Origin of the sequence: Neolewinella marina, from assembly GCF_002631205.1 — a bacterium.
Classification (GTDB): Bacteria; Bacteroidota; Bacteroidia; order Chitinophagales; family Saprospiraceae; genus Neolewinella; species Neolewinella marina.
In genome coordinates, this window is the sequence record NZ_PDLO01000004.1 from 287,612 (window position 1) to 313,025 (window position 25,414).

23 protein-coding genes and 1 tRNA gene are annotated in these 25,414 nt (G+C 64.2%); 7 read left to right on the forward strand and 17 right to left on the reverse strand.

Going from position 1 to position 25,414, the window contains the following annotated elements; translation table 11 throughout:
* Nucleotides 1–102: 102 nt before the first annotated feature.
* Entirely contained in the window at nt 103–744 is a 642-nt protein-coding gene (locus CGL56_RS11600) for an MBL fold metallo-hydrolase (protein WP_099106725.1), read from the forward strand.
* Nucleotides 745–776: 32 nt separating this feature from the next.
* Here CGL56_RS11600 and CGL56_RS11605 read toward each other — a convergent pair whose 3' ends face one another.
* The 3 genes from CGL56_RS11605 to CGL56_RS11615 all read right to left on the reverse strand — a co-directional run bounded on the left by CGL56_RS11605 (nt 777) and on the right by CGL56_RS11615 (nt 7,693).
* Nucleotides 777–3,941, reverse strand: coding sequence for an ATP-dependent DNA helicase (locus tag CGL56_RS11605; protein ID WP_099106726.1), 3,165 nt, complete (start codon nt 3,939–3,941; stop codon nt 777–779).
* A 27-nt stretch (nt 3,942–3,968) separates the two neighbouring features.
* Entirely contained in the window at nt 3,969–4,928 is a 960-nt protein-coding gene (locus CGL56_RS11610) for a ribose-phosphate pyrophosphokinase (protein ID WP_245184262.1), read from the reverse strand.
* A gap of 839 nt (nt 4,929–5,767) precedes the next feature.
* Nucleotides 5,768–7,693: a CBS domain-containing protein gene (locus tag CGL56_RS11615; protein WP_099106727.1), complete on the reverse strand. Its 1,926-nt coding sequence runs from the start codon at nt 7,691–7,693 to the stop codon at nt 5,768–5,770.
* 162 nt (nt 7,694–7,855) lie between these two features.
* On the opposite strand from CGL56_RS11615, the gene CGL56_RS11620 reads away from it, so the two are divergent.
* Entirely contained in the window at nt 7,856–9,409 is a 1,554-nt protein-coding gene (locus CGL56_RS11620) for a glycine--tRNA ligase (protein WP_099106728.1), read from the forward strand.
* Nucleotides 9,410–9,926: 517 nt separating this feature from the next.
* On the opposite strand, the gene CGL56_RS11625 is transcribed toward CGL56_RS11620, so the two are convergent.
* The 9 genes from CGL56_RS11625 to CGL56_RS11665 all read right to left on the reverse strand — a co-directional run bounded on the left by CGL56_RS11625 (nt 9,927) and on the right by CGL56_RS11665 (nt 17,123).
* Entirely contained in the window at nt 9,927–10,928 is a 1,002-nt protein-coding gene (locus tag CGL56_RS11625; protein ID WP_099106729.1) for a M28 family peptidase, read from the reverse strand.
* Between the two features lie 23 nt (nt 10,929–10,951).
* Nucleotides 10,952–11,395: a hypothetical protein gene (locus CGL56_RS11630; protein ID WP_099106730.1), complete on the reverse strand. Its 444-nt coding sequence runs from the start codon at nt 11,393–11,395 to the stop codon at nt 10,952–10,954.
* A gap of 72 nt (nt 11,396–11,467) precedes the next feature.
* Nucleotides 11,468–12,304, reverse strand: a complete 837-nt coding sequence (locus CGL56_RS11635) for a TPM domain-containing protein (RefSeq protein WP_209280385.1) — start codon at nt 12,302–12,304, stop codon at nt 11,468–11,470.
* A gap of 41 nt (nt 12,305–12,345) precedes the next feature.
* Nucleotides 12,346–12,774 (reverse strand): TPM domain-containing protein, encoded by a 429-nt coding sequence (locus CGL56_RS11640; RefSeq protein ID WP_099106731.1) that lies wholly within the window; start codon nt 12,772–12,774, stop codon nt 12,346–12,348.
* Nucleotides 12,774–13,361 (reverse strand): LemA family protein, encoded by a 588-nt coding sequence (locus CGL56_RS11645; RefSeq protein WP_099106732.1) that lies wholly within the window; start codon nt 13,359–13,361, stop codon nt 12,774–12,776. Before CGL56_RS11645 ends, CGL56_RS11640 begins: the two co-directional genes overlap by 1 nt.
* On the reverse strand, nt 13,358–14,341 hold the full coding sequence (meaB, locus tag CGL56_RS11650; protein WP_099106733.1) for a methylmalonyl Co-A mutase-associated GTPase MeaB: 984 nt from the start codon (nt 14,339–14,341) through the stop codon (nt 13,358–13,360). Before meaB ends, CGL56_RS11645 begins: the two co-directional genes overlap by 4 nt.
* A gap of 28 nt (nt 14,342–14,369) precedes the next feature.
* Nucleotides 14,370–15,413, reverse strand: a complete 1,044-nt coding sequence (locus tag CGL56_RS11655) for a potassium channel family protein (RefSeq protein WP_099106734.1) — start codon at nt 15,411–15,413, stop codon at nt 14,370–14,372.
* A 36-nt stretch (nt 15,414–15,449) separates the two neighbouring features.
* Nucleotides 15,450–16,715 carry a glutamate-5-semialdehyde dehydrogenase gene (locus CGL56_RS11660; RefSeq protein ID WP_099106735.1) on the reverse strand — a complete coding sequence of 422 codons (1,266 nt, stop codon included), beginning with the start codon at nt 16,713–16,715 and terminating at the stop codon, nt 15,450–15,452.
* A 6-nt stretch (nt 16,716–16,721) separates the two neighbouring features.
* Nucleotides 16,722–17,123 (reverse strand): VOC family protein, encoded by a 402-nt coding sequence (locus CGL56_RS11665; RefSeq protein WP_099106736.1) that lies wholly within the window; start codon nt 17,121–17,123, stop codon nt 16,722–16,724.
* A gap of 250 nt (nt 17,124–17,373) precedes the next feature.
* Between CGL56_RS11665 and mce the strand changes: the two genes are divergently transcribed.
* Genes mce through purN form a run of 3 tightly spaced genes read left to right on the forward strand, consistent with a single transcriptional unit; the run spans nt 17,374 to nt 19,661 of the window.
* Complete coding sequence (mce, locus tag CGL56_RS11670) at nt 17,374–17,781, forward strand: methylmalonyl-CoA epimerase (RefSeq protein WP_099106737.1); 408 nt, start codon at nt 17,374–17,376, stop codon at nt 17,779–17,781.
* Nucleotides 17,778–19,034 (forward strand): MFS transporter, encoded by a 1,257-nt coding sequence (locus CGL56_RS11675; RefSeq protein ID WP_209280384.1) that lies wholly within the window; start codon nt 17,778–17,780, stop codon nt 19,032–19,034. The genes mce and CGL56_RS11675 overlap by 4 nt, the downstream gene beginning before the upstream one ends.
* 33 nt (nt 19,035–19,067) lie before the next feature.
* A complete protein-coding gene (gene purN / locus CGL56_RS11680) occupies nt 19,068–19,661 on the forward strand; it encodes a phosphoribosylglycinamide formyltransferase (RefSeq protein ID WP_099106738.1) in 594 nt (197 codons plus the stop codon).
* A 187-nt stretch (nt 19,662–19,848) separates the two neighbouring features.
* Here the strand turns inward: purN and CGL56_RS11685 are convergent, their stop codons facing one another.
* The 5 genes from CGL56_RS11685 to CGL56_RS11705 are packed head-to-tail and all read right to left on the reverse strand — an operon-like array spanning nt 19,849 to nt 24,692.
* Nucleotides 19,849–20,862, reverse strand: coding sequence for a VWA domain-containing protein (locus CGL56_RS11685; protein WP_099106739.1), 1,014 nt, complete (start codon nt 20,860–20,862; stop codon nt 19,849–19,851).
* A gap of 53 nt (nt 20,863–20,915) precedes the next feature.
* A complete protein-coding gene (locus CGL56_RS11690; protein WP_099106740.1) occupies nt 20,916–21,494 on the reverse strand; it encodes a hypothetical protein in 579 nt (192 codons plus the stop codon).
* A gap of 10 nt (nt 21,495–21,504) precedes the next feature.
* Entirely contained in the window at nt 21,505–22,512 is a 1,008-nt protein-coding gene (locus tag CGL56_RS11695; RefSeq protein ID WP_099106741.1) for a vWA domain-containing protein, read from the reverse strand.
* On the reverse strand, nt 22,512–23,486 hold the full coding sequence (locus tag CGL56_RS11700) for a hypothetical protein (RefSeq protein ID WP_099106742.1): 975 nt from the start codon (nt 23,484–23,486) through the stop codon (nt 22,512–22,514). The genes CGL56_RS11695 and CGL56_RS11700 overlap by 1 nt, the downstream gene beginning before the upstream one ends.
* A gap of 45 nt (nt 23,487–23,531) precedes the next feature.
* Nucleotides 23,532–24,692 (reverse strand): class I SAM-dependent methyltransferase, encoded by a 1,161-nt coding sequence (locus CGL56_RS11705; protein WP_099106743.1) that lies wholly within the window; start codon nt 24,690–24,692, stop codon nt 23,532–23,534.
* Nucleotides 24,693–24,829: 137 nt separating this feature from the next.
* Here CGL56_RS11705 and CGL56_RS11710 point away from each other — a divergent pair, with 137 nt between their 5' ends.
* Both CGL56_RS11710 and CGL56_RS11715 read left to right on the forward strand, forming a co-directional pair.
* Nucleotides 24,830–25,195 (forward strand): SnoaL-like domain-containing protein, encoded by a 366-nt coding sequence (locus CGL56_RS11710; protein WP_099106744.1) that lies wholly within the window; start codon nt 24,830–24,832, stop codon nt 25,193–25,195.
* Nucleotides 25,196–25,286: 91 nt separating this feature from the next.
* Nucleotides 25,287–25,368, forward strand: a tRNA-Leu gene (locus tag CGL56_RS11715).
* Nucleotides 25,369–25,414: the final 46 nt, after the last annotated feature.

The following is a 25,414-nucleotide window of genomic DNA, read 5'->3' on the forward strand; positions in this document are numbered from 1 at the left end:
ATCCGGGTGGTCGTCTGCAAAGACGGGCTTCCGGTTCCCCCGTTTTTTTTAGGGTGGCACCTTCCCACTTAGTATTTCGTCCTTCAACCTTCGTACTTCCCCATGACCACCGTACACACCCTGACCCAGAACCCCGTCCAGGAAAATACCTACCTCGTCTACGACAACGACACCAAGGAGGCCATCATCTTCGATCCGGGGGCCTTCACCCCGGCCGAGGAAAAGGAATTAACCGCCACCATCGACCGGCTGGGCCTGCGGCCCGTCAAGCTGATCAACACCCACTGCCACTTTGATCACGTTTTCGGTAATGCTTACGTGGTCGGCAAGTACGGACTCCAACTGGGCATCCACCCTCTCGAGCAACCCATTCTGGAATCCGCCCCGATGATCGTCCAGGCCTACGGCATGCCGCCGATGACGCCCTCCCCCGCCCCGGACTACTTCATCCACGAAGGGGAAACCGTCACCCTGGGGTCGGCCACCTTCGAGGTGCTCTTCTGCCCCGGCCACTCCCCCGGCAGCATCTGCTTCTACAACCGCCAGGAAGACTACATCATCGCCGGCGACGTCCTTTTCCGCCGCTCCATCGGCCGCACCGACCTCCCCATGGGCGACCACGATACCCTCATCGGCTCCATCCTCACCAAACTCATGCCCCTGCCGGACGATACGGTGGTCTACCCCGGCCACGGCCCCACCACCACCATCGGCGAGGAACGGCGGGAAAACCCCTTCCTGTAGAAACCAGCAACCAGTAACCAGAAACCAGCCCCCTACCCCCCATCATCCAGCCCAAACACCTCCTCGGTAGACTCCAGCGGCACCTCGTCGGTCAGGTCACGGGCAAAGCGGCACCACTCGCATTCGGGTTTCCCACAACCGGTGAACTGTTGTTCCTGGATGGCCTCCCAGGTGTCGCGGAGGATCTTGCGCAGGGCGTCGGTATCCTTCGTCAGTAGTTCAACGGTCTCTTCGGTTTGTTGGCCATCGGGATTGGTGAGCAGGTAGCTGATGCGCCCCTCCCGTACGCGGTGGAGGGTACCCGGGCGGTTGTCGTAGAGCAGTTTGTAGAAGGTCAGCTGCCGCCAGTAGTCGCCGCCGTAGGGATTGCTCTTGGAGGGGCGGCGCAGTTTACTGCTGCCTCCGGTGCTCGTCTTGTAGTCCACCACCCGCACGTAGGCGTCGCTGATCACGTCCACCCGGTCGATGATGCCCGTCAGGGGGATGCCGTCCACTTCGGCGTTCCGGATCAGGTACTCGATCTCCACGTCATTCACCCAGCTGGAGCGGTACGTATCGTAGTAGCTCGCCAGTTCCCGGCGCCCGCGCTCCAGGCGGCTCTCGTAGCCCGTGCGCGACAGCATGCCGCGGCGTTTGGCCAGGGCGATCTCGAAGTTGTAGACCAGTTCCTCCCGGCTGGGGAAGGCCCGGTCCGGGTCGCGCTTCATGCGCAGGAAGTAGTCCTGCAGGGCCTCGTGGAGGGCCGAGCCGTAGACCGTCCGCTCCCGCTCCCGGTCGGGCACCCGCAGCAGCTTTTCGTAGTAGAAGCGCAGGGGGCAATCCAGGTAGGCGTACAGGGCACTCACGCTGAGGCGGAAATCGGCCAGCAGGTGGGCAATGGCGCTGCGCTCTAGCAGGGGGAAGCGGGCCGGGTCCTTCGGGCTCAGCTGCAGCAGGGCCAGTTCCTCCAGGGTGGCCGCGTCCAGACTGGCCTCCCGCCGGGTCACGCCCCCGCCCTCAATCAATTCATCGACGAAGGCGACGTGTTGCTGCAGTTTGTCCTTCGGGCTGAGCTCGGCGCAGGAGAGCACCACCTCCGAGCGGGCGCGGGTGAGGGCCACGAAGAAGAGCCGACGCCGGGCTTCTTCCTCGTCTTCCGCCCCGGCGTAGGTCAGGGTATCGGGGAGCTTGAAGCGGCTGCGCGAGCGACCGCCACCGGGGCCCCAGTTCTTTTCCGAGCAGTCCAGCATCCACACCTTCTCGAATTCCAGCCCTTTGGCGCTGTGGGCCGTCACCAACAGTACGGCGTCGGCCTGCTCGAGGTGGGAGCGCAGGGGCAGGTCGATGCGGTTGCCGTCCATCTGGTCCAGGGTGTCGAGCAGGTCGCGCAGGGCCAGGCGGGGGCGGCGGGCGATCTCGCGCACCACGAAGTCGGTAAAGGTGGCCAGGTGCTGCAGCAGCTCGGCGCGGTTCGGGTCGCGGAGGACGCCGGCCAGCAGTCCGGATCCGTTCAGGACGTACTCCACGAATTCGGCCAGCGGCAGGCTGCCAATCAGGCCGATGGCTTCCTCCAGCCATTCCGCTACCCGGCGGATGTCGTCGGTGCCCTCCACCCCGTAGGGGTAGAGTTCCGACTGCCGGAGATACTCTCGCCAGTCGGGGAAGCGGCCGCGGTCGTCCACGGCGTCCAGGCGGCCGAGGTTGATGAGCGACAGGTCATGAGGACGCAGGCCGAAGCAGCGGAAGTGGAGGATGCGGAAGATCAGGTACTCCCCGGTGCCGGGGCGTTCGTGCTCGGCCAGCAGGTAGCGGAGCAGGTCGCGCAGCTGGCGTACCGGGCGGCCGTCCAGTACGTTGGGCCGCCGCTTGCTGCGGTAGGGGATGCCGGCCCGTTCCAGGAGGTGGCGCAGCAGGTCGGCCTGGCTGTGCTTGGCGTAGATGACGGCCATCTCCGACCAGGGCACGCCGGCATCATGCCAGTGCTTGAGCTGACCGACGAGGTAGCCAGTTTCCTGGCGGTGGTCGGAGAAGCTGAGGTAGCTCACGCCGGCGGGCAGGGCACCCGCGTCCGCGCCCCCGCAGAAGTTGCTGTTGAGCCGCTTGTCGATGCCGCGGTGGGGCAGGCGGTCACCGATGCGGAGGTTGTTGCGGTTGATGACCGCCTCGGCGCCGTTCAGGATGGGCTGGATGCTGCGGTAGTTCTCCGTCAGGGTCACCACGGTGAGGTCCGGGGCGTAGCGGTTGTGGAAATCGACCATGGCGTTCAGGCGGGCACCCTGGAATTCGTAGATCGCCTGGTCGTCGTCGCCCACGATGAAGATGTTGGGGTTCTCCCAGTAATCGGTGAGGTGGCGGATGATGCGCTCCTGGCTGCCGTTGGTGTCCTGGAACTCATCGACCAGCAGGTAGCGGTAGCGCTCCTGGTAGCTGCGCAGGAGGCTGGGGTGGTCGTGAAAGGCCCGCAGCACCCAGCCGATCATGTCGCCGTAGTCGTAGCGGCGCTGCCGGCGCAGGGCCTCCTGGTAGCGGGGGAAGAGGCGGACGGCGGAGGCCAGCTTCGCCATGCGGCCGCGCTCCTCTTCGATCAGCCCGGTCTTGGGGTCCCCGGCCTGCTTGTCCTTGTACTTGCGCTGGTAGATGAAGTCGGGGTGAGACTCCAGACCGTCCACGTAGGCGGTGATACGCTGCTCGAGCTCGTCCTCGGTCCAGTTCTCGGCCTTCATCTGGGCGAAGAGGTCCTGGAGGTGATCTTCGTAGTGGTAGGTTTCATGGTAGCCCAGCCGCAGGGGGTCGGTTTGCGGCAGGCCGTCGAGCAGCTCGCGGATGATGCGGATGCGTTCCAGCTCCGAGAGAGGCTCCAGTCCGGGGCGGCCGAAGTAGTGGAGGTTGTGCTGGATCACCTGGCTGCAGAAGCTGTGGAAGGTGAAGATGCTCACCCGGTGGGCCTCCGGGCCGATGAAGCTCAGCAGCCGCTCCCGCATGGCCTTCACGCCGGCGTCGGTGAAGGTGAGGCAGAGGATGTTCTGGGCCCCCGCGTCGGTGCGCAGCAGGATGTTGCCGATGCGGGCGGCCAGCAGGTGGGTCTTGCCGGTGCCGGGGCCGGCCAGCACCATGACGGGTCCCTCGACGGCCTCTACGGCCTCCCGCTGCCGGTCGTTGAGGCGGTCGAGCTCCGCGCGGAAGGTGGCGTTGTAGTCGTAAAGCTTGCGTGAGGGCATGAAGAAAGTAAACCGCCGGCCCGCCGCCTAGTTGACGAAGAGCGCCGAGATGCTCGCGTTGTCGTGGGTATTCCGGATGGCCGTGGCGAAGAGGTCGGCCGAGCCCAGCACCTTGATCTTGTCGCTTTTCTGCCGCAGGGGGATGGTGTCCGACACGATGAGCTCGGTGAGCTGGCTGTTGTTGATGTTTTCGTAGGCGTTGCCGCTCAGCATCGGGTGGGTGGCGATGGCGCGCACGCTCAGGGCCCCCTTCTCCATGATGAGGTCGGCGGCCCGGCAGAGGGTACCGGCGGTGTCCACGAGGTCGTCCACCAGGATGACGTCGGCGCCGGTCACGTCGCCGATCAGGGTCATGCCGCTGATCTCGTTGGCCCGCTTGCGGTACTTGTCGCAGATGACCATATCCCGCTCGAAGTACTTGGCGTAGGCACGCGCCCGCTTCACGCCGCCCATGTCCGGACTGGCGAAGATGACGTTGCTCATGTCCTGCTCCTTGAAGTAGGGGATGAAGATGGCCTGGCTCTGCAGGTGATCCACGGGGATGTCGAAGAAGCCCTGGATCTGGTCGGCGTGGAAGTCGAGCGTCATGATGCGGTCCACCCCGGCGGCCTCCAGCAGGTTGGCGATGAGCTTGGCGCTAATGGGTACCCGGGGGCGATCCTTGCGGTCCTGGCGGGCGTAGCCGAAGTAGGGAATGACGGCGCAGACGTAGCCGGCCGAAGCCCGCCGCGCCGCGTCGATGGTCAGAAGCATCTCCATCAGGTTGTCGCTGGGCTGGAAGGTGCTGCCGATGATGAATACGTACTCCCCCCGTACCGACTCCTCAATGATGGGCTGCATCTCCCCGTCGCTGAAGCGCGCCACTCGGAACTGGCCAAGTTCGTGGCCGTAGGCTTCGGATATCTGCTCGGAGAGGTACTGGCTGGTCGTGATGGACAGCAGGGTGACCTTCTCGTTCATGGGGGTCAGGCGCGGCTTGTGAGACATAGGAAAGGACGAAATATGAAGTAGGAAGTATAAAGTACGAAGGTCGGGGATGTTTGTTGGAAACCAGCAGAACCGGTAGGGTTTCTATCCCCTTCTTGCCGTTTACCCCGAGCGCTGATCCCGTTACGAGGTGGTTGAGATGCTGCTTCGCAGTGGGCGTTTAACTCATGCACTTTCCGCTCAGCTCTTCGTTGGCAAGCCTGGCTCACACTCAATCCAGGCGTGGATTTCCGGGCCCCAAGCTTGTTTTGCCGCGTTTACTGCCATGGCTTGAACGAAGATAGCTGCGACTTGAATCTTCAGTCCGCATCGTGCCAGGTACAATCCCGAGCAAAAGGCCTAACACCTTCGTACTTCCTACTTCATCCTTTGTAGTTCGTACTTATCAACAGAACCGGTGGAGTTGCAGCGCGAGTCCCGAGCGAAAGGCCTAACACCTTCGTACTTCCTACTTCATCCTTTGTAGTTCGTACTTATCAACAGAACCGGTGGGGTTGCAGCGCGATTCCCGAGCGAAAGGCCTAACATCTTCGTACTTCCTACTTCATCCTTTGTAGTTCGTACTTATCAACAGAACCAGTGGAGTTGCAGCGCGATTCCCGAGCGAAAGGCCTAACACCTTCGTACTTCCTACTTCGTCCTTTGTAGTTCGTACTTATCAACAGAACCGGTGGAGGTGCAGCGCAATTCCCGAGCAAAAGGCCTTTCCACCTTCGTACTTCCTACTTCATCCTTTGTAGTTCGTACTTATCAACAGAACCGGTGGGGTTGCAGCACGAGTCCCGGGCAAAAGGCCTTTCCACCTTCGTACTTCCTACTTCGTCCTTTGTAGTTCGTACTTACTTGAGTCTCTCAATCAGCCGCCCAGCCACCCGCAAAAAGTCCATCTCGGTGATGATCCCCACCAGCTCGTTGTCCTTGACCACCGGCAGACAGCCCAGTTTGCCGCCGCGCATCAGGTGCATGGCCTCCTTGATGGTGGTTTGGGGGCTCACGGTGGTCGGGTTCCGGATCATCAGGTCGCCTACCGTGCGGTAGTCGTTCATGTCGTTGTTGATGCGGCCCTTCTGGATGTAGTAGCGCAGCAGTTTGCGGGTGGTGATCAGGCCGCAGAGGTGGCCGTGCTCGTCTTCCACGGGCAGGTAGCGGAGCTTGCGCCAGTCCATGAGGTCAGCCACCAGCTCGAGGAGGTCGGCTTCCCGGACGGTGAACAGGTCCGTTTCCATGAATTCCTCCACCCGCAGTCCCACGGGGCGGTAGTGCTTCAGGTCCTCCACCTTGGGGATGGGCCATTTGTGGACCGGGTCCTGCTCCAGCTGGCACTTCACCATCTGTGAGGTAAGGATGGTGACGGCCTCGTCGCGGTTCACCCGCTCGGTGAGGGAGGTGAAGGATTTCAGCAGCCAGCGGGCGCCGTTCTGGTGGACCTCCGCCCGCTCCTGGATCACGCTGAGGTACCGCTCGATGTCGGGCTGGTCGATGCCGCGGGCCTGCAGCCCCTTGTACGCCAGCGGCAGCAGCTCGTGGAGGATCAGGTCGCGGCAGCTCACCTTGCGGTTGTTGAACCAGGTGAACTGGGTGTCGATGCCGAATTTCGCGGCCTTGGAGAAGTTGTCCTTCACGTCGGCGAAGCTCAGGTGCTCGCGGATGTCCTTGTACTCGTGGGCCATGCCCATCATCAGGCCAAGCCAGAAGGCGGCGTTGGCCGTCTGGTCCAGCACCGTGGGCCCGGCGGGCAGCACCCGGTTCTCGATGCGCAGGTGGGGCATCCCGTTCTCACTGATGCCGTAGCAGGGCCGGTTCCAGCGGTACACCGTGCCGTTGTGGACCTGGAGGGCGCGGAGTTTGGGGATCTTCTTCTGCCCTACGAGTTCCAGGCTGTCTTCGTCGATCTCGGTGCCCAGCAGCACCCGGAAGCGGGCAATGTCCTCCTTGTAGATCTCCATGATGCTCTGGTCCAGCCACCGCGTGCCGAAGCTCACCCGGGGTTCGGACTGCCGCATGTGCTCCTTGCTGGTCCTTACGTCCAGCGACTGCTGGAACAGGGCGATGCGCGATTCGTGCCAGAGCCGCTTGCCGAAGACCAGGGGGGAGTTGGCCGCCATGGCCAAGGTGGGCGCGGCGATGGCCTGGGCGATGTTGTAGAGGGGCACGAAGGTGTCCGGCGTCACCTGCAGGTGTACCTGGTAGCTGGTGTTGCAGGCCTCCAGCAAGGGGCTGTCGTGGTGGATGTGCAGCTCGTCGATTCCCTGGAGGTTCAGCTCGAAGCCGCGCTCGTTCTTCTGCTGGGCCTTGATGGCCTCGATCAGCGCCAGGTAGCGGGGCTTGGGCGTCAGGTTCTCGAGCGCAAGGTCGAACTTGCGCAGGGTGGGCAGGATGCCGGTGAGCACGATGTGGGCGCTGCTGGCCTTGGCGGCGGCCTTCACGATCTTCAGCTGCTCCATATTCTCCTCCTCCATGCGCCGCAGGGCGTCGCCGCCGAAGGTGCGGGGCGTGAAGTTCGTCTCCAGGTTGAAGCGGGCGATCTCGGTGGTGGCCCAGGGGTATTGCTTGAGCCGCTTCAGGACGTTGATGTTCTTCGGGGAGGGCTTCAGGGTCTTGCGATCCACGAGGCACATCTCCTGCTCGGCGCCGATGCGGATGGTGTCCGTCTCGAACCACTGGTGCTTGAGCATGTACTCCAGGGCCTGTACATCCTGCAGCAGGTGGTGGGTGAAAGCCGAGTGGCTTTCGGCGGTTGGTACGTTGACTTTCTCTTCTCCCATGGCTGATCCGGTTGGCTCTAAGGTACACTTCGGCGAACACAGGGCGCGGCCGCAGGTGCAGGAGAATCCGGAAAAGCCGGGAAAATTGGGCTTCGCTTAGGTCTACACTGCCACCGGAGGTAGCTGGGGCTTCACTATCTTCGCCCCCCCAAAATTTATCCCATGGCCACCGAAATCGACTTCAAAGCCCTTACCGCCCACGCCAAGGAAAACGGCTTCATCTACCAGAGCAGCGAAATCTACGATGGCCTGGCCGCCGCCTACGACTACGGCCCCAACGGCGTGCTGCTGAAGAACAACCTGAAGGAGTACTGGTGGCGCAGCATGGTGCAGCTCAACGACAACATCGTGGGCATCGACGCGGCCATCTTCATGCACCCCAAGACCTGGAAGGCCTCGGGCCACGTCGACGCCTTCAATGACCCCCTGATCGATAACAAGGACTCCAAGAAGCGCTTCCGCGCCGACGTCCTCATCGAGGACTACATGGACAAGATCGAGGGCAAGATCAACAAGGAGATCGCCAAGGCCCAGAAGCGCTTCGGCGACGACTTCGACGAGGCCCAGTTCCGCGCCACCAACCCCAACGTACAGCGCTACACCCGGGAGTACGACGAGGTAGCCACCCGCCTGGCCACCGCCATGACCGACGGCGACATGGCCGGCCTCAAGCAGATCATCGAGGACCTCGGCATCAGCGAACCCGATACCGGCAGCAAGAACTGGACCGACGTGCGGCAGTTCAACCTGATGTTCTCCACCCAGCTCGGCAACATCGCCGGCGAGGAAGGCAAGCTGTACCTGCGCCCGGAAACCGCCCAGGGCATTTTCGTCAACTTCACCAACGTCCAGAAGACCACCCGCCAAAAGCTGCCCTTCGGCATCGCCCAGATCGGCAAGGCTTTCCGCAACGAGATCGTCGCCCGCCAGTTCATCTTCCGCATGCGGGAGTTCGAGCAGATGGAGATGCAGTTCTTCGTCCAGCCCGGCAGCCAAAAGGACTGGTACGAAAAGTGGAAGGAGGCCCGCCTGAAATGGCACCTGGCCCTCCACCCCCAGGAGAAGCTGCGCTTCCACGACCACGACAACCTGGCCCACTACGCCGACGCCGCCGTGGACATCCAGTTTGAATTCCCCTTCGGCTTCAAGGAACTCGAAGGCATCCACAGCCGCACCGACTTCGACCTCGGCGCCCACCAGGAGCTCTCCGGCAAGAAGATGCAGTACTTCGACCCCGAAACCAAGGAAAGCTACGTACCCTACGTGGTCGAAACCTCCATCGGCGCCGACCGCCTCTTCCTGGCCACCCTCACCCACGCCCTGCGCGAGGAGCAGGTACCCGGCCAGGATGACCCCAACAACACCCGCACCGTACTGGCCCTCCACCCGGCCATCGCCCCCGTCAAGGCCGCCATCATGCCCCTGAAGCGCAACGACGACCGGCTGGTGGGTATGGCCAAGGAGATCTTCAACGACCTCCGCTTCCGCTTTGAGGTGCAGTACGACGACACCGGTTCCATCGGCAAGCTTTACCGCCGGCAGGACGCCGTAGGTACCCCCTTCTGCATCACCGTCGACTTCGACAGCCTGGAAGACGGCACCGTCACCGTCCGCGACCGCGATACCCTCGAGCAGGTGCGGGTGAAGAAGGAAGACCTCGCCGGCCTCATCGGCCCGAAAGTGGATATGGGTAACCTGCTGCGCTCGGCTCAGTAGGGGCTATTGTCAAGTAGGGTTCACCGCTGATTTCTCCGCCACTGGCGCAGGAGAGGCAACCGCGGATTTCGCGGATTCGGGTTCGCTGATTTACACAGATGTTGCCGCTCACTTTGCTCGCGGACGGGCGCAGATTTTTCGCTTGCAGCGGTTCTGGCTCAGGCCCACCATTCTTTTATCGCCTGCCAATTGACGTGGATCTGGTACGCAACGAACAGAAAGGGGGATCGCCCTTGAGATCGCCCGGTCGGCGAAGCGCAAAAGGGCGATCAGAAGGCTGCACTGTTTGAGCGACCTAGGGTTAGAGGTTGGAAAACGCATGGGGGGCTATCCTCTGACTAGCTCCGGAGTGCAGATCGTTTTGCGAGTTTGCAGCATTCCGTCCTTTTGGGTTACGCCGACCGAAAAAGGCGAGGTCAAAGGCATGCTTTTTTGGTCCTTTTGTAGCTAGACAAAAGGACGAAGGGTTATCAAGGATTTCCGCGATGTAACTGGTTTCCCCGAAGGTGGATATAACCTACAACGTCCCAGCCGCCTCCCGGAAGACCGTAGCCAGCACCACCTGCCCCGCGGCCCGCAGGGTCCGCTTGTCGATGACGTCCAGGTTGTCGTCGCCGGTGTGCCAGTGGGGTACGAAGCCGCTCTCGGTATCCTTGCGGTGGTTGATGATGTCTATGGTGGGGATGCCAGCCATGGTATTCAGGAAGAAATGGTCATCGGTGACCGCCCCTCCCCTTTCGTTGACGTAGTAGCTCTCGTAGCCCATGCTCTTGGCCAGCCGCCACACCTTGCCCACGATTTCGGGGGCGTACTTTTCCGAGTAGCCTTCCACGGCGAAGGTGGCGTCGCGGGCCCCCACCATGTCCAGCAGAATGCCGAAGCGCGGTTTGGGGGCGGGCACGTTCCTCGAGTAGTGCTGGGCACCCAGTCCCCAGCTGTTGCGGTTGCCGCCGTTAGCCTGCCCGTAGTCCTCCGCGTCGAGCAGCACGATGTCGACTCCGATGCCGGGATCACTCATGCCCAGTTGGCGGGCGATCTCGAGCAGTACCCCTACCCCGCTGGCGCCATCATCGGCACCGTTCACTACGGCGTTGGGGTCGTCCTCCAGGGGGCTGTCGGCCATGGGGCGGGTATCCCAGTGGGCGGCCAGCAGGATGCGGTCTTCCCGCTCGGGGGCGTAGCGGGCGATGATGTTGGTGGCGTTCAGTTCGGTGCCGTCGTAGGCCCGGGCGGTGAAATCCTGGCGGCTGACTTCCGCCCCGAATTCCTCCAGCTTGCTGATGAGCCACTCCCGGGTGTGCCGGTGGGCTTCGCTGTTGACCACGCGGGGGCCGAAGTTCACCTGCTGCTCCACGAAGGCGTAGGCGCTGTCGCGGTCAAACTTCGGGACGGGCTTGGCTTCCCGGGGCGGGGCCGCGGGTGCCACGTCCTGGACGGGGGGGCCGGCGTCGTTGGTACAGGACGCGGTGAACAGCAGTAAAAGGAAGCCGGAAAGGAAAAGGTAAGTCTTCAATGGCAGGGGGTTCAGGGGCCGCGGGGGGGTTATTTAGTGAGCACCTGCTCGGCGTCTTCCAGCAGGTACATCAGTTGGTTGATGTTGTCGTTGTTCAGGCGCAGCTTGCCCCGCAGGGTGATTCGCTCGGTACGGTATTTGACGGGTTCCTTCGCCTGGACTTCCATGACGGTTTCGGGACCCGCGCCCCCGCAAAAGAAACACATATTGTAGGGGTAGGCGCTGAAGACGAATTCGTTGTGGCTCTTGTAGCCCTCCACGGGAACGATGTAGCCGCTGATCTCGATGACCTTGCCCTCGAGGGCCTTGACGTCCTTGCCGAAGACGGGCACGTCGACCTTGAAGCCGAGGAGTTCGTCGTATTTCTTCTCGTAGGTGACCTTGGACAGGTCGTCCCAGACGGCGGCCGCGGCCGACTGTCCGACAGCTACCGCGGAAAAGGCCAAAAAGCAAAGGAGTACCAGGAAGCGCATGGTCGGGGAATTTAGGGCTAAGATACTCCTAACGCGGGGCGACCGATTTTGGCTGTCAACGAAGCGTTAAGGCTACCAGCCCCCGCCGGCACCGCCGCCGCCGAAGCCGCCGCCACCGAAGCCGCCAAATCCTCCGCCACCGCCGCCGAAGCCGCCGCCGCCACCCCCGCCGCCGCCGAAGCCACCGGGCAGGATGAACCAACCGCCGCCGCGCCGCCCGCGTGGGCTACGGCGCCCGTCGTAGTGGCCGCCGCGCCAGTAGCCACCGTCGCCGTCGTCATCGTCGTCGTGGCGGTTGCCGAAGCGGTTCAGCAGCATGAAGATGACGAAGATGAAGATGAATACGAAGATCGGGTGGACGCCCGGCTGTTCTTCCGGCACCTGGTCGGCGGTGTACTCGCCACGGCCGGCGTCCATGATGGCCTGGGCGGCACCGGAGATGCCGGCGTAGTAGTCGCCCCGACGGAAGGCCGGCGTCATGATGTTGCGGATGATGCGGCCGGCGCGGGCGTCGTTGAGGAAGCCCTCCACCCCGTAGCCGGTCTGGATGTAGATCTTGCGGTCGTCACGGGCAACGTAGATCAGCACGCCGTTGTCCTTGTCCTCGGAGCCGCCGATCCCCCACCCTTCGGCGATGGCCAGGCTGCGGTCGAAGACGGGCTGCCCCTGGAGGGAAGCCTCGGTCACTACCGCGATCTGGGTAGAGGTCTCCTTGGCGTAATCATTGAGCTGGCGGGTGAGTTCGGCCTGCTGGGCGGCCGTCATCAGGCCCGCGAAGTCGTTGACCAACTGGTTGGTGCTGCGCGGGATTTCGGGCTGGGCCACCAGGCTCCAGGCGGTGAACAGCAGCACGACCAACGCCGTCCAGCGGGGCAGACTAAACAGGGGGCGTTGGCGGGATAGGTTCACGGCAGGGGGTTTACGGGCTCCCGGGGGGGAGCGATTGGGGTCTAGTTGTAGCTGATTTCGTCGGGCAACTCATTCACGTCGTCGCTCTGGTAGGGGAAGTACTCCTTGAGGTTGCGCCCGATCTGCTGCACGGCCAGCTCGATGCCGGTGGCAAAATCGCCGCGGCGGAAGTGCTGCTGCATCAGGTCGCGCTCCTCATCCCAGAAGTCGCGGGGCACCACCCGGTTGATCCCCTCGTCGCCGACGATGGCGAACTCCCGGCGGTCCACGGCCAGCAGGATGAGCACGGCGTTCCGGTCCTGGGTCTGGTCCATGCCCAGCTCACCGAAAAGGCGTTTGGCCACCTCCAGGGCGGGTTTGCGAGCGCCGACTTCGACGTGCACGCGAATTTCCCCGGAGGTGGCCGTTTCCGCTTCCCGGATGGCCGCAACGATGCGGTCCTCCTCGTCTTTATTGAAGAACCTTACCATTAAAATTCTACCGTCGGGGCGTTTTGGGCGCCGGCTTCGGCCTGGAACTGGGGCTTCTCCTCAAAGCCGAAGACGCTGGCGAACAGGGCACCGGGGAAGCGGCGGATCTGCTTGTTGTACTCGGTGGCCTCCTCGTTGAAGCGGCTGCGGGCTACGGCGATGCGGTTCTCGGTACCGGCCAGTTCGTCCTGGAGGGCCTGGAACTGCTGGTTGGTCTGCAGCTGGGGGTAAGCCTCGGCGGTGGCCAGCAGGCGACCCAGTCCGGAAGAGATCTGGGCCTGGGCGGCCTGGAACTGCTCCAGCATTTCGGGGGTCAGGTTGTCGGCGTCGATGTTGATGGAGGTGGCCTTGGCGCGGGCCTCGATGACCGATTCCAGCGTTCCGCGTTCGAATTCCGCGGCTCCCTTCACGGTATTCACCAGGTTCGGGATGAGGTCGGAGCGACGCTGGTACTGGGTTTCCACGTCAGACCAGACCCGCTCGACGTCTTCCTCGGCGTTCACGAATCCGTTGTAGCTCGTGCACCCCGCGATCAGCAGGATGGCCAGAATGCCTACGATAAGGGCCAGGGTGGAAAATGATCTCATGATTTAGTCGATTTTAGAAAGTCCGCCAGTATAACATCGGCGGCGGCGGGAATGGTGATGTGTTCGTCGAGGTGGTTGAGTAATTCGTCGTTTTCTACCCCGCGCGACTTGAGGTAAACATCCAGTTTTCGGAGCAGTTCGCGGCGGATGTGCTCCCGCAACCACGCCCCGCGCTGGCGGCGACGGCGGTCGGCCAGGGCGGGCCCCAGGCGCTCGCGGTAGGCTTCCAGGCGGTCGGCCACTTCCGGAATCCCCGCTCCGGTCAGGGCGCTGGCGGTGGCCACTTCCACCGTCCATCCGTCGGGGCGGGCCGGGGCCAGGTGAAGGCCGCGGCGCAGTTCGGCGGCGGCCAGGCGCGCCTCCCGGGGCAGGGCGTCGGCCTTATTGACCACCAGGTGGTCGGCCAGCTCCAGGATGCCGCGCTTGATGCCCTGCAGGTCGTCGCCGGCGGCGGGCTGGGCCAGGAGCAGGAAGGCGTCGGTCATGCCGTGCACCTGCCATTCGGCCTGCCCCACCCCTACCGTTTCCACGATCAGGTAGTCGTAGCCGGCGGCCTCGCAGAGCAGCACCGCGGCCCGGCTGGCGGGTCCCACGCCCCCCAGCTCCCCGGCGTTCGGGCTCGGGCGGATGTAGACGGCCTCCTCCCGGGTCAACAACTCCATGCGGGTCTTGTCGCCCAGGATGCTTCCGCCGCTCAGGCTGCTCGTGGGATCGATGGCCAGCACGGCCAGCCGGTGGCCGCGGCGGACGAGCTCCAGCCCAAAGGCTTCGATGAAGGTGGACTTGCCCACCCCCGGCGTACCGCTGATGCCCAGCCGGAAGGTGGGTTTCGGTGGGCGGCATCGTTCCGCCAGGGCGATCAGCTGGGCGGCCGCGGCCTGGTCTTCCGGCCGGTTGCTCTCCACCAGGGTGATGGCCCGGCCCAGGGCGCGGCGGTGGCGCGGCGACTGCAGGTCGGCAAAGAGGGTGGCGGGATCCATGGGCGCCAAGATAGTATTCCGCAGACGGCTAGCTCAGCTCGCAGACCCGGCGCAGGGCCCCGATCTGCTCGGGGTTGCCCACCACAATGAAGCTGGCGTTCGGTTCCAGAATGGTGTCCGGCCCGGGATTCACCAGGTATTTGCCGCTGCCGAGCCGGTGGCCGATGATGTTGACCCCGGTGTTGGCCCGCAGGTGGAGGTCGGCGATCGGCTTGCCCCGGTAGCGCTCCGGCAACTGGTCGTACCTCAGTTCCTCGAAGCCGATGTCGCCCGACAGCTCGTTCGTGATGAAGCTGAAAAACTCGATGGCGCCGGGCTTCGAGATCAGGGTGGCCATGTAAAAGCCCCCGATCTGCTCGGGCATAATGACGTGGGTGGCGCCGGCCTTGATCATCTTCTGCCGCGCCCGCGCTTCCTTGGCGCGGCTCACGATGCGGAGGCGGGGGTTGAGGTCCTTGGAGGAAAGGACGATGAAGAGGTTGTCGCTGTCGTCGTTCAGCGCCGTGATGAGGGAGCTGGCCCGCTCGATCCCGGCCGCGAAGAGGGTATCGTCGTGGGTGGCGTCGCCCACCACGTAGAGCGTCTGGTCGTCGGCCTCCAGCAGGGGCTGCAACTTCTCCCCCTCCTCTTCGATGACCACGTAAGGGTGGTTGTGCTGCCGCAGGTGGTTCACGATCTCCTGCCCGTACTTGCCGTACCCGCAGACGATGGTGTGGCCCTCCAGTTTGCCGATTTTCGCCTTCACCCGGTTGTACTGCATGGTTTCAAAGAGTCTTCCGTCAAATACAAAGTAAGAGAAAGCGGCCAACACGTAGCCCACCACCCCGATATTGACGATCACCAGGGCGGAAACGAATACCCGCCCGCCGTCCGACAGCGGCCTCACCTCCCCGAAGCCCACCGTGGAGATGGTGATCACGGTCATGTAGAAGGCCTCCAGGGCGGTGTACCCCTCGATCAGCATCAGCCCTCCGGTACCGATCACCACGATGATGACCAGCAACACCAGGGCGAGCCGCAGGTCCAGCGCGGTATTCGACAGGGTGAGGCGGGTGAGGGGGCTGGAAGGCATACCGTTGCAATTTACACATCCGGCGGCCGACGGCCGTTACCGCACCTGTCCGCTCCCCCTGACCAGCCACTTGTAGCTCGTCAGGGCCTCCAGCCCCATAGGGCCACGGGCGTGGAGTTTCTGGGTACTGATGCCGATCTCGGCCCCCAACTCAAACTGTCCGCCATCAGTGAAGGCGGTGCTGCTGTTCACGTAGACCACCGCGGCGTCCACTTCCCGCAGGTAACGCTCCTGGTTCACCTCGTCGTCGCCGATGATGGTCTCGCTGTGGCGGCTGCCGTGGCGTTCCACGTGGTCGATGGCCGCGTCGATGTCGGCCACGGTCTTCACCGACAGGGCCATCCGCAGGAACTCCGTGCCGAAGGAATCCTCGTTGGCGTGCTTCAGGAGCTCGGCCGGATAATGACCCGTGAGGGCCGCGTGGGCTTCAGTATCGGCGTACACCTCACACTGGTGTTCGCTTCCAAGGGTTTCCAGCAGTTCGGGCAGGCGGTCCAGTTGCTGGCGGTGGATCAGCAGGCAGTCGAGGGCGTTGCAGACGCTCACCCGGCGGGCCTTGGCGTTGGTAATGATGGCCCGGGCCCAGTCCGGATTGGCGTTGGCGTCCACGTAGGCGTGGCAGATGCCGGCGCCGGTTTCGATGACGGGTACGGTGGCGTTGGCCCGCACGTGGTCGATCAGTCCCTGGCTGCCCCGGGGGATGATCACGTCGACCAGCCCGTCGGCGGTCAGGATCGGTTGTAGGGCTTCCCGTTCGGCCGGGGCCAGGTAGCAGGCCAGGGGCAGGCCGGTGTCGGCCAGGGCCCGGTCGATGAGCTCCTTGATGGCCCGGTTGCTGTCGGCCGCGTCGCGGCTGCCCTTCAGCACGGTGGCGTTGCCGGCCTTCAGGTTGAGGGCGAAGACGTCGAAGGTGACGTTGGGCCGCGATTCGAACACGATGCCCACCACCCCGATCGGTACGCTTACGCGGCTCAGCTGGAGGCCGTTGGCCAATTCCCGGTTTTCGAGTACCCGGCCCACGGGGGAAGGGAGGGCCGCTACCCGGCGCAGATCGGCGGCGATTGCCCGCAGCCGCTCTTCGTTCAGCAGCAGGCGGTCGTACTTCGGGTTGGCGGGGTCCATCCGGTCCAGGTCGCGGGCGTTGGCCGTCAGGAGGTCTTCCATATGCGCCTCGGTCAGCTCGGCCAGCCGGTGGAGGCAGCCGTTGAGGCGGTCGGCGGGCAGGCGGTTCAGGCGGGCGGCGGCGGTGCGCAGGTTCCCGAGTTCCGTTCGGATAGCAGTGGTTTCGTCGGTGACCATCATGGTGGTTTAGCTTGTGGTATCGCTTTCCGTCTGGGTGGCTACGGACCAGCTGTTCCCAAAAGGATCAGTAAATGCACCCCGCCGGTCGGGGTCGCCGGGGCGTTCCCGGGGAGCGTCGATGGCGGTACAACCCGCGGCCAGGGCCTTGGCGTAGAGGCGGTCTACGTCGGAAACGTAAAGGTGGCTCAGGGGCTGGTTCGGCGGGAACTGCTCGGTAGCCTCCGCGAGCATGAGCACGGAGTCGTCCAGCCGCACCTCGGCGTGGACCACCCGCCCCTCGTGGGTGTAGCGGCGCAGCCGCTCCGCACCGAACACCCGCTCCAGGAAATCGATGTAGGCGTCCGCGCCCTTCACGACGTGGTAGGGGGAGAAGCTGTTGTAGCCCGTCGGCTTGAAGGGAGTGGACATGGTGGCGGTGGCGTTGGTGTGCTCCCGCAAAATACGGCCGGCCGCAGGCTTGGCGCAGTTTGGGCCTGCTTTCCGGGGGGCTTATTTACGATTTGCGGCCTAGTGGTCCGACCACTAACCGGTCGGACCACTTAAGTCGTCCGACCAGTTTCCATTGGACCACTTAGTCGTCCAACCAAAAATCCTTGGACCAGCCCCCACCCTAACCTTCCCCCCGCCCGTGCGTTACTGCTGCATAACCCCGAAAGACATGCGACTAGAGCACATTGGCATCGCCGTGAGCAACCTCGAAGAAAGTGAAGCCCTACTGGAAAAACTGCTCGGCCGGGGTTCTTACAAGCGGGAAACCGTAGCCGAACAGTCGGTAACCACCAGTTTCTACCGGGGCGGAGCGGGGGAAGCCAAGCTGGAGCTCGTCGCCCCCGAGGGCGCCACGGGGCCCATCCAGAAGTACCTCGACAAGCGCGGCCCCGGCATCCACCACCTGGCCTTTGAGGTGGACGATATCCACGCGGAGATGCGGCGGCTGCGGCGGGACGGCTTCGAGCTGCTGCAGGAGGTTCCCACCCCGGGGGCTGACAACAAGCTCGTCTGCTTCCTCCACCCCAAAAGCACCAACGGCGTCCTCGTGGAAATCTGCCAAAGCCGGCGCGAATGATCAACGAGAAACGGCTGCTCCTAATCCTCGCTACGGTACAGTTCTGCCACATCATCGACTTCATGATCATCATGCCGCTGGGCAAGACGATCATGCAGGCTTTCGACATCACCCCCGGACAGTTCGCCTGGGTGGTATCGGCCTACGCCCTGGCCGCCTTCGCCGGCAACCTGGTGAGCACCGTGGTGATCGACCGCTTCGACCGCCGCACCGCCCTGCTGTTTCTCTTCACCTGCTTCACGGCCGGCACCCTGGCCTGCGCCTTCGCGCCCACCTACGGCTTTTTGCTGGCGGCCCGCTTCGGTACCGGCCTCTTCGGCGGCACCCTGGGTGCCCTGGTGCTGGCCATCGTGGGCGACGTCATTCCACTGGCCCGCCGCGCCTCGGCCATGGGCTGGGTCATGACGGCCTTCAGCGCCGCCTCCGTGGTCGGCGTACCCGCCGGCATCTGGATCGCGGCGGAGTACAGCTGGCACGCCCCTTTCTACGCCACGGCGGCCCTGGCGGCCATCTTCGTTACCGTGGCCTTCTTCTTCGTACCGCCCATGCGGGGCCACCTGCGGCGGGAAACGGTGGTGGCCGATGAAGCCCTCGACGAGGTGAGCCGGGAACCGGAAGCCCAGCTGCTGCAGCCGCGTTCGGTGGGCAGCAAGATCGCCGCCCCCTTCCGGGCCATCTTCTCCAACCCCAACCAGCGGGCCGCCCTCCTCTTCACCCTCACCCTCATGCTGGGCCACTTCACCATCATCCCCTTCATCGCGCCCTACATGCAGATCAACGTGGGCTTCGCCGACAAGCAGGTCAGCCTCATCTACCTCATCGGCGGGGGGCTCACCGTGGTGCTGCTGCCGCTGTTCGGGCGACTGGCCGACCGCTTCGGGCGCATGCAGGTATTCACCGCCTCCTCCTTCCTGGCCCTGTTCAGCATCTACGCCCTGACGAACCTCGACACCAACTCCATCCCCGTAGCCCTGCTCGTCACCAGCTCTTTCTTCGTCGTGGCCAGCGGCCGCAACGTACCCGCCACCACCATGGTCACCAGCGTGGTACGGCCCGAAAACCGCGGCGGCTTCATGAGCATCCGCCAGTCGGTGAACGAGATGGCCCTCTTTTTCAGCAGCGTGGTGGCCGGATTCATCATCACCGAAGGGCCCGACGGCAAGCTGCAGCACTACGAACTGCTGGGCTACTTCACCATCGTCATGAGTGTGGTGGCGGTGTACACGGCCAGCCGGATCCGGGCGGTGGCGTAGGCGCATTCGCCGCCAATTCCCGTACTTGCACCCATGAGCACACGCATTGCCATTTTCGTCAGCGGCGGCGGATCGAACGCCCGGGTAATGATCGACCGCTTCCAGGCCCACCCGGAAGACGGCGTCGAGGTCGTACTGCTCGTGAGCAACAAGGCTACCGCCGGCGCCCTTACCGTGGCGGCGGAGCGCGGGGTGCCCAGTCTGGTCGTAAAGCGAAGCGAGTGGACGGCGGGCACCGAGCTGCTCGAGGCCCTGGAAGCCTATTCGGTCGACTTCATCGTCCTGGCCGGATTCCTCTGGCTCATCCCCGCCTACCTCGTGCAGGCCTACCCGAACCGCATCGTCAACATCCATCCCGCCCTCCTCCCCCAATACGGTGGCAAGGGCATGTACGGCCACCACGTCCACGCAGCCGTCAAGGCGGCCGGCGAAACCGAAAGCGGCATCACCATCCACTACGTCAACGAGAACTACGACGAGGGCAACATCATCTACCAGGCCGCCGTCCGCCTCGACGCCGACGACACGCCGGAAAAGATCGCCGAACGGGTGCTGCGGCTAGAGCACGCGAATTACTGGCGGGTGGTGCGGCAACTGGTACAACGCGGTCTCAGACCGCAACAGTAACAAGCGGTCTCAGACCGCGGCAGTACAACGCGGTCTCAGACCGCGCAAGCAGAATGCGGCCTCCGGCCGCGCTGGATCGGCTAATGCAAGAGGGTCGAACAGCTTGATGCAGCGCTGCCGGAGGCAGCCTTTTTCTTGCGCTGCCGGGAGGCAGCATTGTACTGCCGCTGCCGGAGGCAGCATCGTACTACCGCCGGTCGGCAGCAGCATACTGCCCGATCCCCATATCCAGCAACAGCAGCAGCACCGCCGGGGCCAGGAACCAGTAGAAGTAGCTGTCGTAGGTGCTGAACTCCTGGGTCTCGAATTCCTGCTTCTCGATGCGGTCGACCTGGGCGCGGAGGGCCTGGGCCAGGTTCTCGCTGTCGCCCCCGAGGGCGAAGTAGGCACCGCCGCCACTCCGGGCAATTTCCTGGAGGGTGGATGGGTCGGCACTGGTGGTGGCCGGACCGCCGCCCGCCTCGCGGATGTAATCGTTGCGCCCGTTGTTGAGCTGGATGGGCATCAGGGTGCCGTCGGACTGCCCGACGCCTACCGTATACACCAGCAGACCAGCGTCGTGGGCCCGGGCGGCCGCGGCGGCGGCCTCTCCGGCGTGATCCTCCCCGTCGGAGACGATGATGAGGGCGCGGTGGTTGGCACTTTCCTCATCGAAGGCCGCCTCGGCGGTGGTGATGGCCTCGGCCAGGTTAGTGCCCTGGGCGCTGAGCTGGTAGGGGGCGGCGGTGCTCACCACGCTCTTCACGAAGGCGTAGTCGGTGGTCAGGGGAGCGGCCATGACGGCCGTGCAGGTGAAGAGCTCCACCCCGATGTTGTTCCCCGTCAGTTCATCCACCAGGGTATTGGTGAAGAAGCGCGCCCGCTCCATGCGGCTCGGCTTCACGTCCTCGGCCCGCATCGAGTTGCTGATGTCGAGGGCCACGATCAGGTCGATGCCCCGCCGCTGGATCTCTTCCCGCTGGGCCGACCACTGGGGGTTGGCCAGGGCCACCACCAACAGGGGCAGGCTCAGGACGAGCAGGCCAAACTTCGTCCACGGCAACCGCCGGTTCACCCCCGGCGCCAGGAAGGGGATGAGTTCCCGGTCGGCGAAGCGGTCCAGGGCCGCGCGCCGCTGCCGCCAGTACCAGACGAAAACGATCAGCACGATCGGCACCAGAAGCAGCAGCCAGAAGTAATCGGGGTGTTCTACGCGGAACATAGGCGGGATTGGAAAAAAATTACCGTGGCCCAAGGTAAGGACCGGCGGGCGGCCTACCGCAGTTTGATGTCCTTGATGATCTTCATGATGTCCGGGGTCATCTCCTTCGGCATCTCGAAGGTGTCGCGGCGGTAGTCCGACCAGGCTTTCTCCTCCTTAACCTGGGCCTTGATCTCCTTGGCCAGGGGGCGCAGCAGGTGCTGGAGGTCGGGGAAGCGCTCCAGGAGCAATTTGATCACCCGCTCGCTTTCGTCCATACTGTTGCTCGGGAAGAGGTCGACCTGACAGGCGATCTCGATGCGGCGGCGCTGCCGGCTGTAGAACCACTCCTGGATCTCCTCGGCGTCGATGGCCCCGCGGGAGTCGGCCGACCAAATCAGCACGTTGTACAGTTCGGCGACCTTCAGGGCGGGCACCCCCTCGCTGAGGCGGAAGAGCAGCTCGGTGACGCCTTCCTCCGGCAGCAATTCGAGCAGTTCACTGAGGGCCTTGAACAGCCGCTCATCGAAGGACACCTGCTCGTAGCCGGGCTTGCCCTCGATGTACATCAGGTCGTACACTGCGGCCAGTTGCCGGCGGGCGGCGGCGCGGCGACCGCCACCGGAGGGGGAAGGGAGGGAGGATGAGGTCATGCGTGAGGACTTAGGGGATCGTCCTTAACACGGTATACCGCAGCAGGGTTTCCAGCAGCAGCAGTCCGAATCCGAGCCAGAGGAAGCGGGCGAACTGTTCCTCATAGCGGCGGAAGACCGTCGTTTCGATTTCCGTCTTCTCCAGCTCGTCGATGTAGGCGTAGATCGACTCCAGCTCCTCGGTGTCCCGGGCCCGGAAGTAGCGGCCGTTGGTCTCCTCGGCGATGTAGGCCAGCAGCTCGTCGTCCACCGTGCCCCGGGTGGGTTTGAAGCGGTAGCGCCCCCCGCCGATGGGCGCCGAGGGCATTAGGGTTTCCTCCCCGCTGCCCACCCCGATGGTGTACACCCGGATGCCGAACTGCCGGGCGATCTCGGCGGCCACTTCTGGCTTGTGGCGGTCGCCGGCGTTGTTCTCCCCGTCGGTGAGCAGGATGATGATCTTGGAGGCGGCCTCGCTGTCTTTCAGGCGGTTGATGGCCGTTTCCAGGCCGAGACCGATGGCCGTTCCGTCCGTGATCTCGCCCATCTCGAGTTCGCTGATGAAGCGGTCGATGATTTCCTTGTCGACCGTCAGTGGTGCTTTGGTGTAGGCCTCCCCGGCGTAGGCCACCAGTCCGATGCGGTCGTACTCTCGCCGGCTCACGAAGTCGCGGGCCACCTGCTTGGCCACTTCCAGGCGGTTGGGGTCGAAGTCCTGGGCGCCCATACTGGTGGAGAGGTCCATGGTCAGCACGATGTCGATGCCCTCGGCGGTCACCGATTCCTCGCTCAGGTCCAGCCGCGGCCGGGCCAGGGCCACGATCATCAGCACCAGGGCCGCCACCCGCAGCAGGGGCAGGAAGGGGCGCAGGGTACTGCGCCAGCTGCTCAGTCCGTCCACCGAGCGGGTACTCGGCAGCCGCAGGCTCACCAGGCGTTCGCCGCCGCGCTTCTGGTTCCAGAGGTACAGCAGTACCGGCACCGCCGCGAAGGGCAGCAGCCAGGGGTAGACGAAGGTAAATTGGTTCCACCAGCCCATTACACCTGCGGTTTGGGGGGTGAGGCCACGGCTTCCTCCTCCGTTTCCGGCCGGGGCTGGGTGGCTACGATGAAGGTGCGTACCCGGTCCAGGCTGCGGGGGTGAAGCTCCGCGGCGGGGGTGGCCTTGGCGAACTTGACGAGGTCCGAGAGTTGCAGCAGTTCGTTGAGTTCCCCGGCACGCTCGCGGTCCAGTTCCTCCCGGCGGTCCAGGGCGGAGGTGATCTGCCGCGTCGTCATTTCCAGGGCGGGTACGCCGAAGCGTTCTTCCAGGTAGGCGCGCAGGATATGGGTCAGTTCCACGTAGTAGCGGTCGGTCCGTCCCGCTTGCCACAGCTGTTGCCGTTCCAGTTCATCCAGGGCTTCCAGGGCGCGCACGTGGGCGGGCGGCGGGGGCGGGGCCGCGGGTGCCAGGGCGGGTTGGCGGCGGCGGTAGGCCCGGATCCCGAAGAAGAGTCCGGCGGCGGCCAGCAGGGCGAACAGCCACCAGAAATCCCAGAGGTTCCGCGGTTCCTCGATGATGGGCTTGATGGGCAGGATGTCGTCTTCGGCCGCGACGATGGCGCCGCGCACGGTCAGCAGCAGGTCGGTGGTGTAGACCGTATCCCGGCGGCCGGCCGGCGTCTCGAAGTAGACGGGCAGCGGCGGGATGGCCACCTGCCCCGTATCGAAGCTGGTGATCAGGAAGCGCTGCTCCAGCAGCAGTTCCGGGGTTTCGGCCAGGGTCTGCAGCCCACCGTCACGGATCACTTCCGCGGCGGGCAGGCCGTCGATGAGGGTGGTCGCGACGGGGAATACGGTGGTGCCCGGCGGGGCCGATACGTTCACCGTCAGGTTGATCTGGTCGCCGATCACGATCTCCTTGCGCGCCAGCTCCGCCCGGGCGTTGACGGTGCGGTTCGTCGACTGCTGGGCGGTGGCGGAGAATCCCCACAGCAGGAGCAGGACCCAGAAGTAGTGGCGGCTGACTGGCATGTCGCGAAGGTACAATGCGGGGGGAGTTTCCCGGTGGAGGCCCGCCTACCCTTTGAGCAGCTCTTCCAGGTAGTGGCGCTTCACCCCGAAGCGCTGCTTCAGCGCTTCCCATTGCACCCGCGCGCCGCCGCCCGCCTGCCCTTCGGACTTCACGGCGGTGATCATCACGTTCTTGGCGGTATGCTCCAGCGGGATGAACTCGAAGATCCTGGTGGCGTAGCCCCGGCCCTGGAGGTAGAGGGCCCGCAACCCGTCGGTAAGCATGGCGGCCTGCCGTTCGAGCATGATGCCGCTGTCGAGCAGGGGGCGCAGGTCGTCGGGTACCTCCATATCGCGGCGCACCTGCTTCTGGCAGCAGGGGGCCACGATCATGATCTCGGCCCCGGCGGTGATGCCCCGGAAGAGGGCGTCGTCGGTGGCCGTATCGCAGGCGTGGAGGGCGATGAGGACGTCGAGGCGGTCGGGGTGGTAGCTGTCGATGTACCCCTCCACGAAGTTCAGCCGGTCGAAACCATTCTCGGCCGCGATCTGCCGCCCCTTCTCCACCAGGGCGGGCCGCAGTTCCACGCCGGTTACGTTGACTTCCAGGCCCAGGGTGTTGGTCAGGTGGTCGTAGAGGACGAAGGTGAGGTAGCCGCTGCCCGAGCCCATATCGACGAGGTGGGCACCGGCGGGCAGGGGGTGGTGGTGGACGAGGTTGTCGACGATCTCGACGAACTTGTTGATCTGCTTGTACTTGCGCCGGCCGGCGGCGGTCACCTGCCCGTCCGCCGTGGTGATGCCCAGGGCGTGGAGGTAGGGGCGGTCGGCGGGGATGTCGCGGTACTTTTGTCGGTTGTGCGCCAGTACCGGCGTTTCGTGGCGGGCGGGCTCCCCCCGCAGCCGGGCGTTACCCTTGCGGCTCTGCAGCAGGGAGAGCTGCTCGTCGAGGGTGAAGAGGTCGCCGTTGTAGTAGGTGGTGGCCAGTTGGTCGGTCAGGTAGGCCAGGCCGGCCTCGGGGGCGTAGTTCTTGGCCTCCTCCCGGTCGGCGTAGCGGTGGGTGACCTGCAGGACGGTCTCCCCCTTCAGCTCCACGGGGCGGGCGTAGAGGTTACGCGGGGTGGCGGGATCCTTGCGGCGGGGCTTGCTCAGGGTGAGCTTCGCGAGGCGGCCGGCGTGGAGGGCGCGGCCGGCGGCGGACCAGAACGTATCAATGGCTTCGGACATGCCGCAAAGGTAAGGTGGGCGGGCGCCGGAGCCTCAGGGGAGAAAATGTTGTTTATTTTCCGTTTTAAAATATTTGCTTTTAAACGGCTCACGGCCTATTTTACCTGGTCCATCCACTCACCAAACACACTACCGCCATGACCATCCAGCAGATCGCCGACCGCCTCGTAGAGCTCAGCCGTAACCGCCAGTCCACCCAGGCCTACCGCGAACTTTTCGCCCAGAACGCCAGCAGCCACGAGATGCCCGGGGTGCCCGACGGAACGGTATCCGGCCTGGAAAACCTCATCGCCAAGAGCGAGGCCTTTGACCAGATGCACCGGGAGATTCACGAGCTTACCGTGACCGAGCCGCTGGTCTACCAGCACTTCTTCACCGTCGGCATGGGCATCGACGTGACCAAGAGCGACGGCACCCGCAGCCAGGAGCACGAAATTTGTGTCTACCAGGTGAAGGACGGCAAGATCGTCGACGAGCGTTTCGTCTACTCCATGCCCGGCTAGCCCCGGCTGCCCACCCCCCGCGCGGCGCGATCCAGGATTTTTATCCCTATTGCGCATTAAATCTCAACTGCTTACCTTTGCGGTCGTTTTTGCGGGTGTGGTGAAATTGGTATACACGCTAGATTTAGGATCTAGTGCCGCAAGGCGTGAAGGTTCGAGTCCTTTCACCCGCACATCATTCCGCCTCCTGGCGCGATTGACGGCCTGCCCCCCGGTAGG

What these genes read in the sequence shown, in the direction of transcription:
- CGL56_RS11655 (WP_099106734.1), bottom strand. Translation starts at nt 15,413, where the DNA reads ATGCCTTCCAGCCCCCTCACCCGCCTCACCCTGTCGAATACCGCGCTG.
- CGL56_RS11600 (WP_099106725.1), top strand. Translation starts at nt 103, where the DNA reads ATGACCACCGTACACACCCTGACCCAGAACCCCGTCCAGGAAAATACC.
- meaB (WP_099106733.1), bottom strand. Translation starts at nt 14,341, where the DNA reads ATGGATCCCGCCACCCTCTTTGCCGACCTGCAGTCGCCGCGCCACCGC.
- CGL56_RS11665 (WP_099106736.1), bottom strand. Translation starts at nt 17,123, where the DNA reads ATGTCCACTCCCTTCAAGCCGACGGGCTACAACAGCTTCTCCCCCTAC.
- CGL56_RS11690 (WP_099106740.1), bottom strand. Translation starts at nt 21,494, where the DNA reads ATGACCTCATCCTCCCTCCCTTCCCCCTCCGGTGGCGGTCGCCGCGCC.
- CGL56_RS11630 (WP_099106730.1), bottom strand. Translation starts at nt 11,395, where the DNA reads ATGCGCTTCCTGGTACTCCTTTGCTTTTTGGCCTTTTCCGCGGTAGCT.
- CGL56_RS11610 (WP_245184262.1), bottom strand. Translation starts at nt 4,928, where the DNA reads ATGTCTCACAAGCCGCGCCTGACCCCCATGAACGAGAAGGTCACCCTG.
- CGL56_RS11685 (WP_099106739.1), bottom strand. Translation starts at nt 20,862, where the DNA reads ATGTTCCGCGTAGAACACCCCGATTACTTCTGGCTGCTGCTTCTGGTG.
- CGL56_RS11620 (WP_099106728.1), top strand. Translation starts at nt 7,856, where the DNA reads ATGGCCACCGAAATCGACTTCAAAGCCCTTACCGCCCACGCCAAGGAA.
- CGL56_RS11710 (WP_099106744.1), top strand. Translation starts at nt 24,830, where the DNA reads ATGACCATCCAGCAGATCGCCGACCGCCTCGTAGAGCTCAGCCGTAAC.
- CGL56_RS11705 (WP_099106743.1), bottom strand. Translation starts at nt 24,692, where the DNA reads ATGTCCGAAGCCATTGATACGTTCTGGTCCGCCGCCGGCCGCGCCCTC.
- purN (WP_099106738.1), top strand. Translation starts at nt 19,068, where the DNA reads ATGAGCACACGCATTGCCATTTTCGTCAGCGGCGGCGGATCGAACGCC.
- CGL56_RS11605 (WP_099106726.1), bottom strand. Translation starts at nt 3,941, where the DNA reads ATGCCCTCACGCAAGCTTTACGACTACAACGCCACCTTCCGCGCGGAG.
- CGL56_RS11645 (WP_099106732.1), bottom strand. Translation starts at nt 13,361, where the DNA reads ATGAGATCATTTTCCACCCTGGCCCTTATCGTAGGCATTCTGGCCATC.
- CGL56_RS11640 (WP_099106731.1), bottom strand. Translation starts at nt 12,774, where the DNA reads ATGGTAAGGTTCTTCAATAAAGACGAGGAGGACCGCATCGTTGCGGCC.
- CGL56_RS11675 (WP_209280384.1), top strand. Translation starts at nt 17,778, where the DNA reads ATGATCAACGAGAAACGGCTGCTCCTAATCCTCGCTACGGTACAGTTC.
- CGL56_RS11660 (WP_099106735.1), bottom strand. Translation starts at nt 16,715, where the DNA reads ATGATGGTCACCGACGAAACCACTGCTATCCGAACGGAACTCGGGAAC.
- CGL56_RS11700 (WP_099106742.1), bottom strand. Translation starts at nt 23,486, where the DNA reads ATGCCAGTCAGCCGCCACTACTTCTGGGTCCTGCTCCTGCTGTGGGGA.
- mce (WP_099106737.1), top strand. Translation starts at nt 17,374, where the DNA reads ATGCGACTAGAGCACATTGGCATCGCCGTGAGCAACCTCGAAGAAAGT.
- CGL56_RS11615 (WP_099106727.1), bottom strand. Translation starts at nt 7,693, where the DNA reads ATGGGAGAAGAGAAAGTCAACGTACCAACCGCCGAAAGCCACTCGGCT.
- CGL56_RS11695 (WP_099106741.1), bottom strand. Translation starts at nt 22,512, where the DNA reads ATGGGCTGGTGGAACCAATTTACCTTCGTCTACCCCTGGCTGCTGCCC.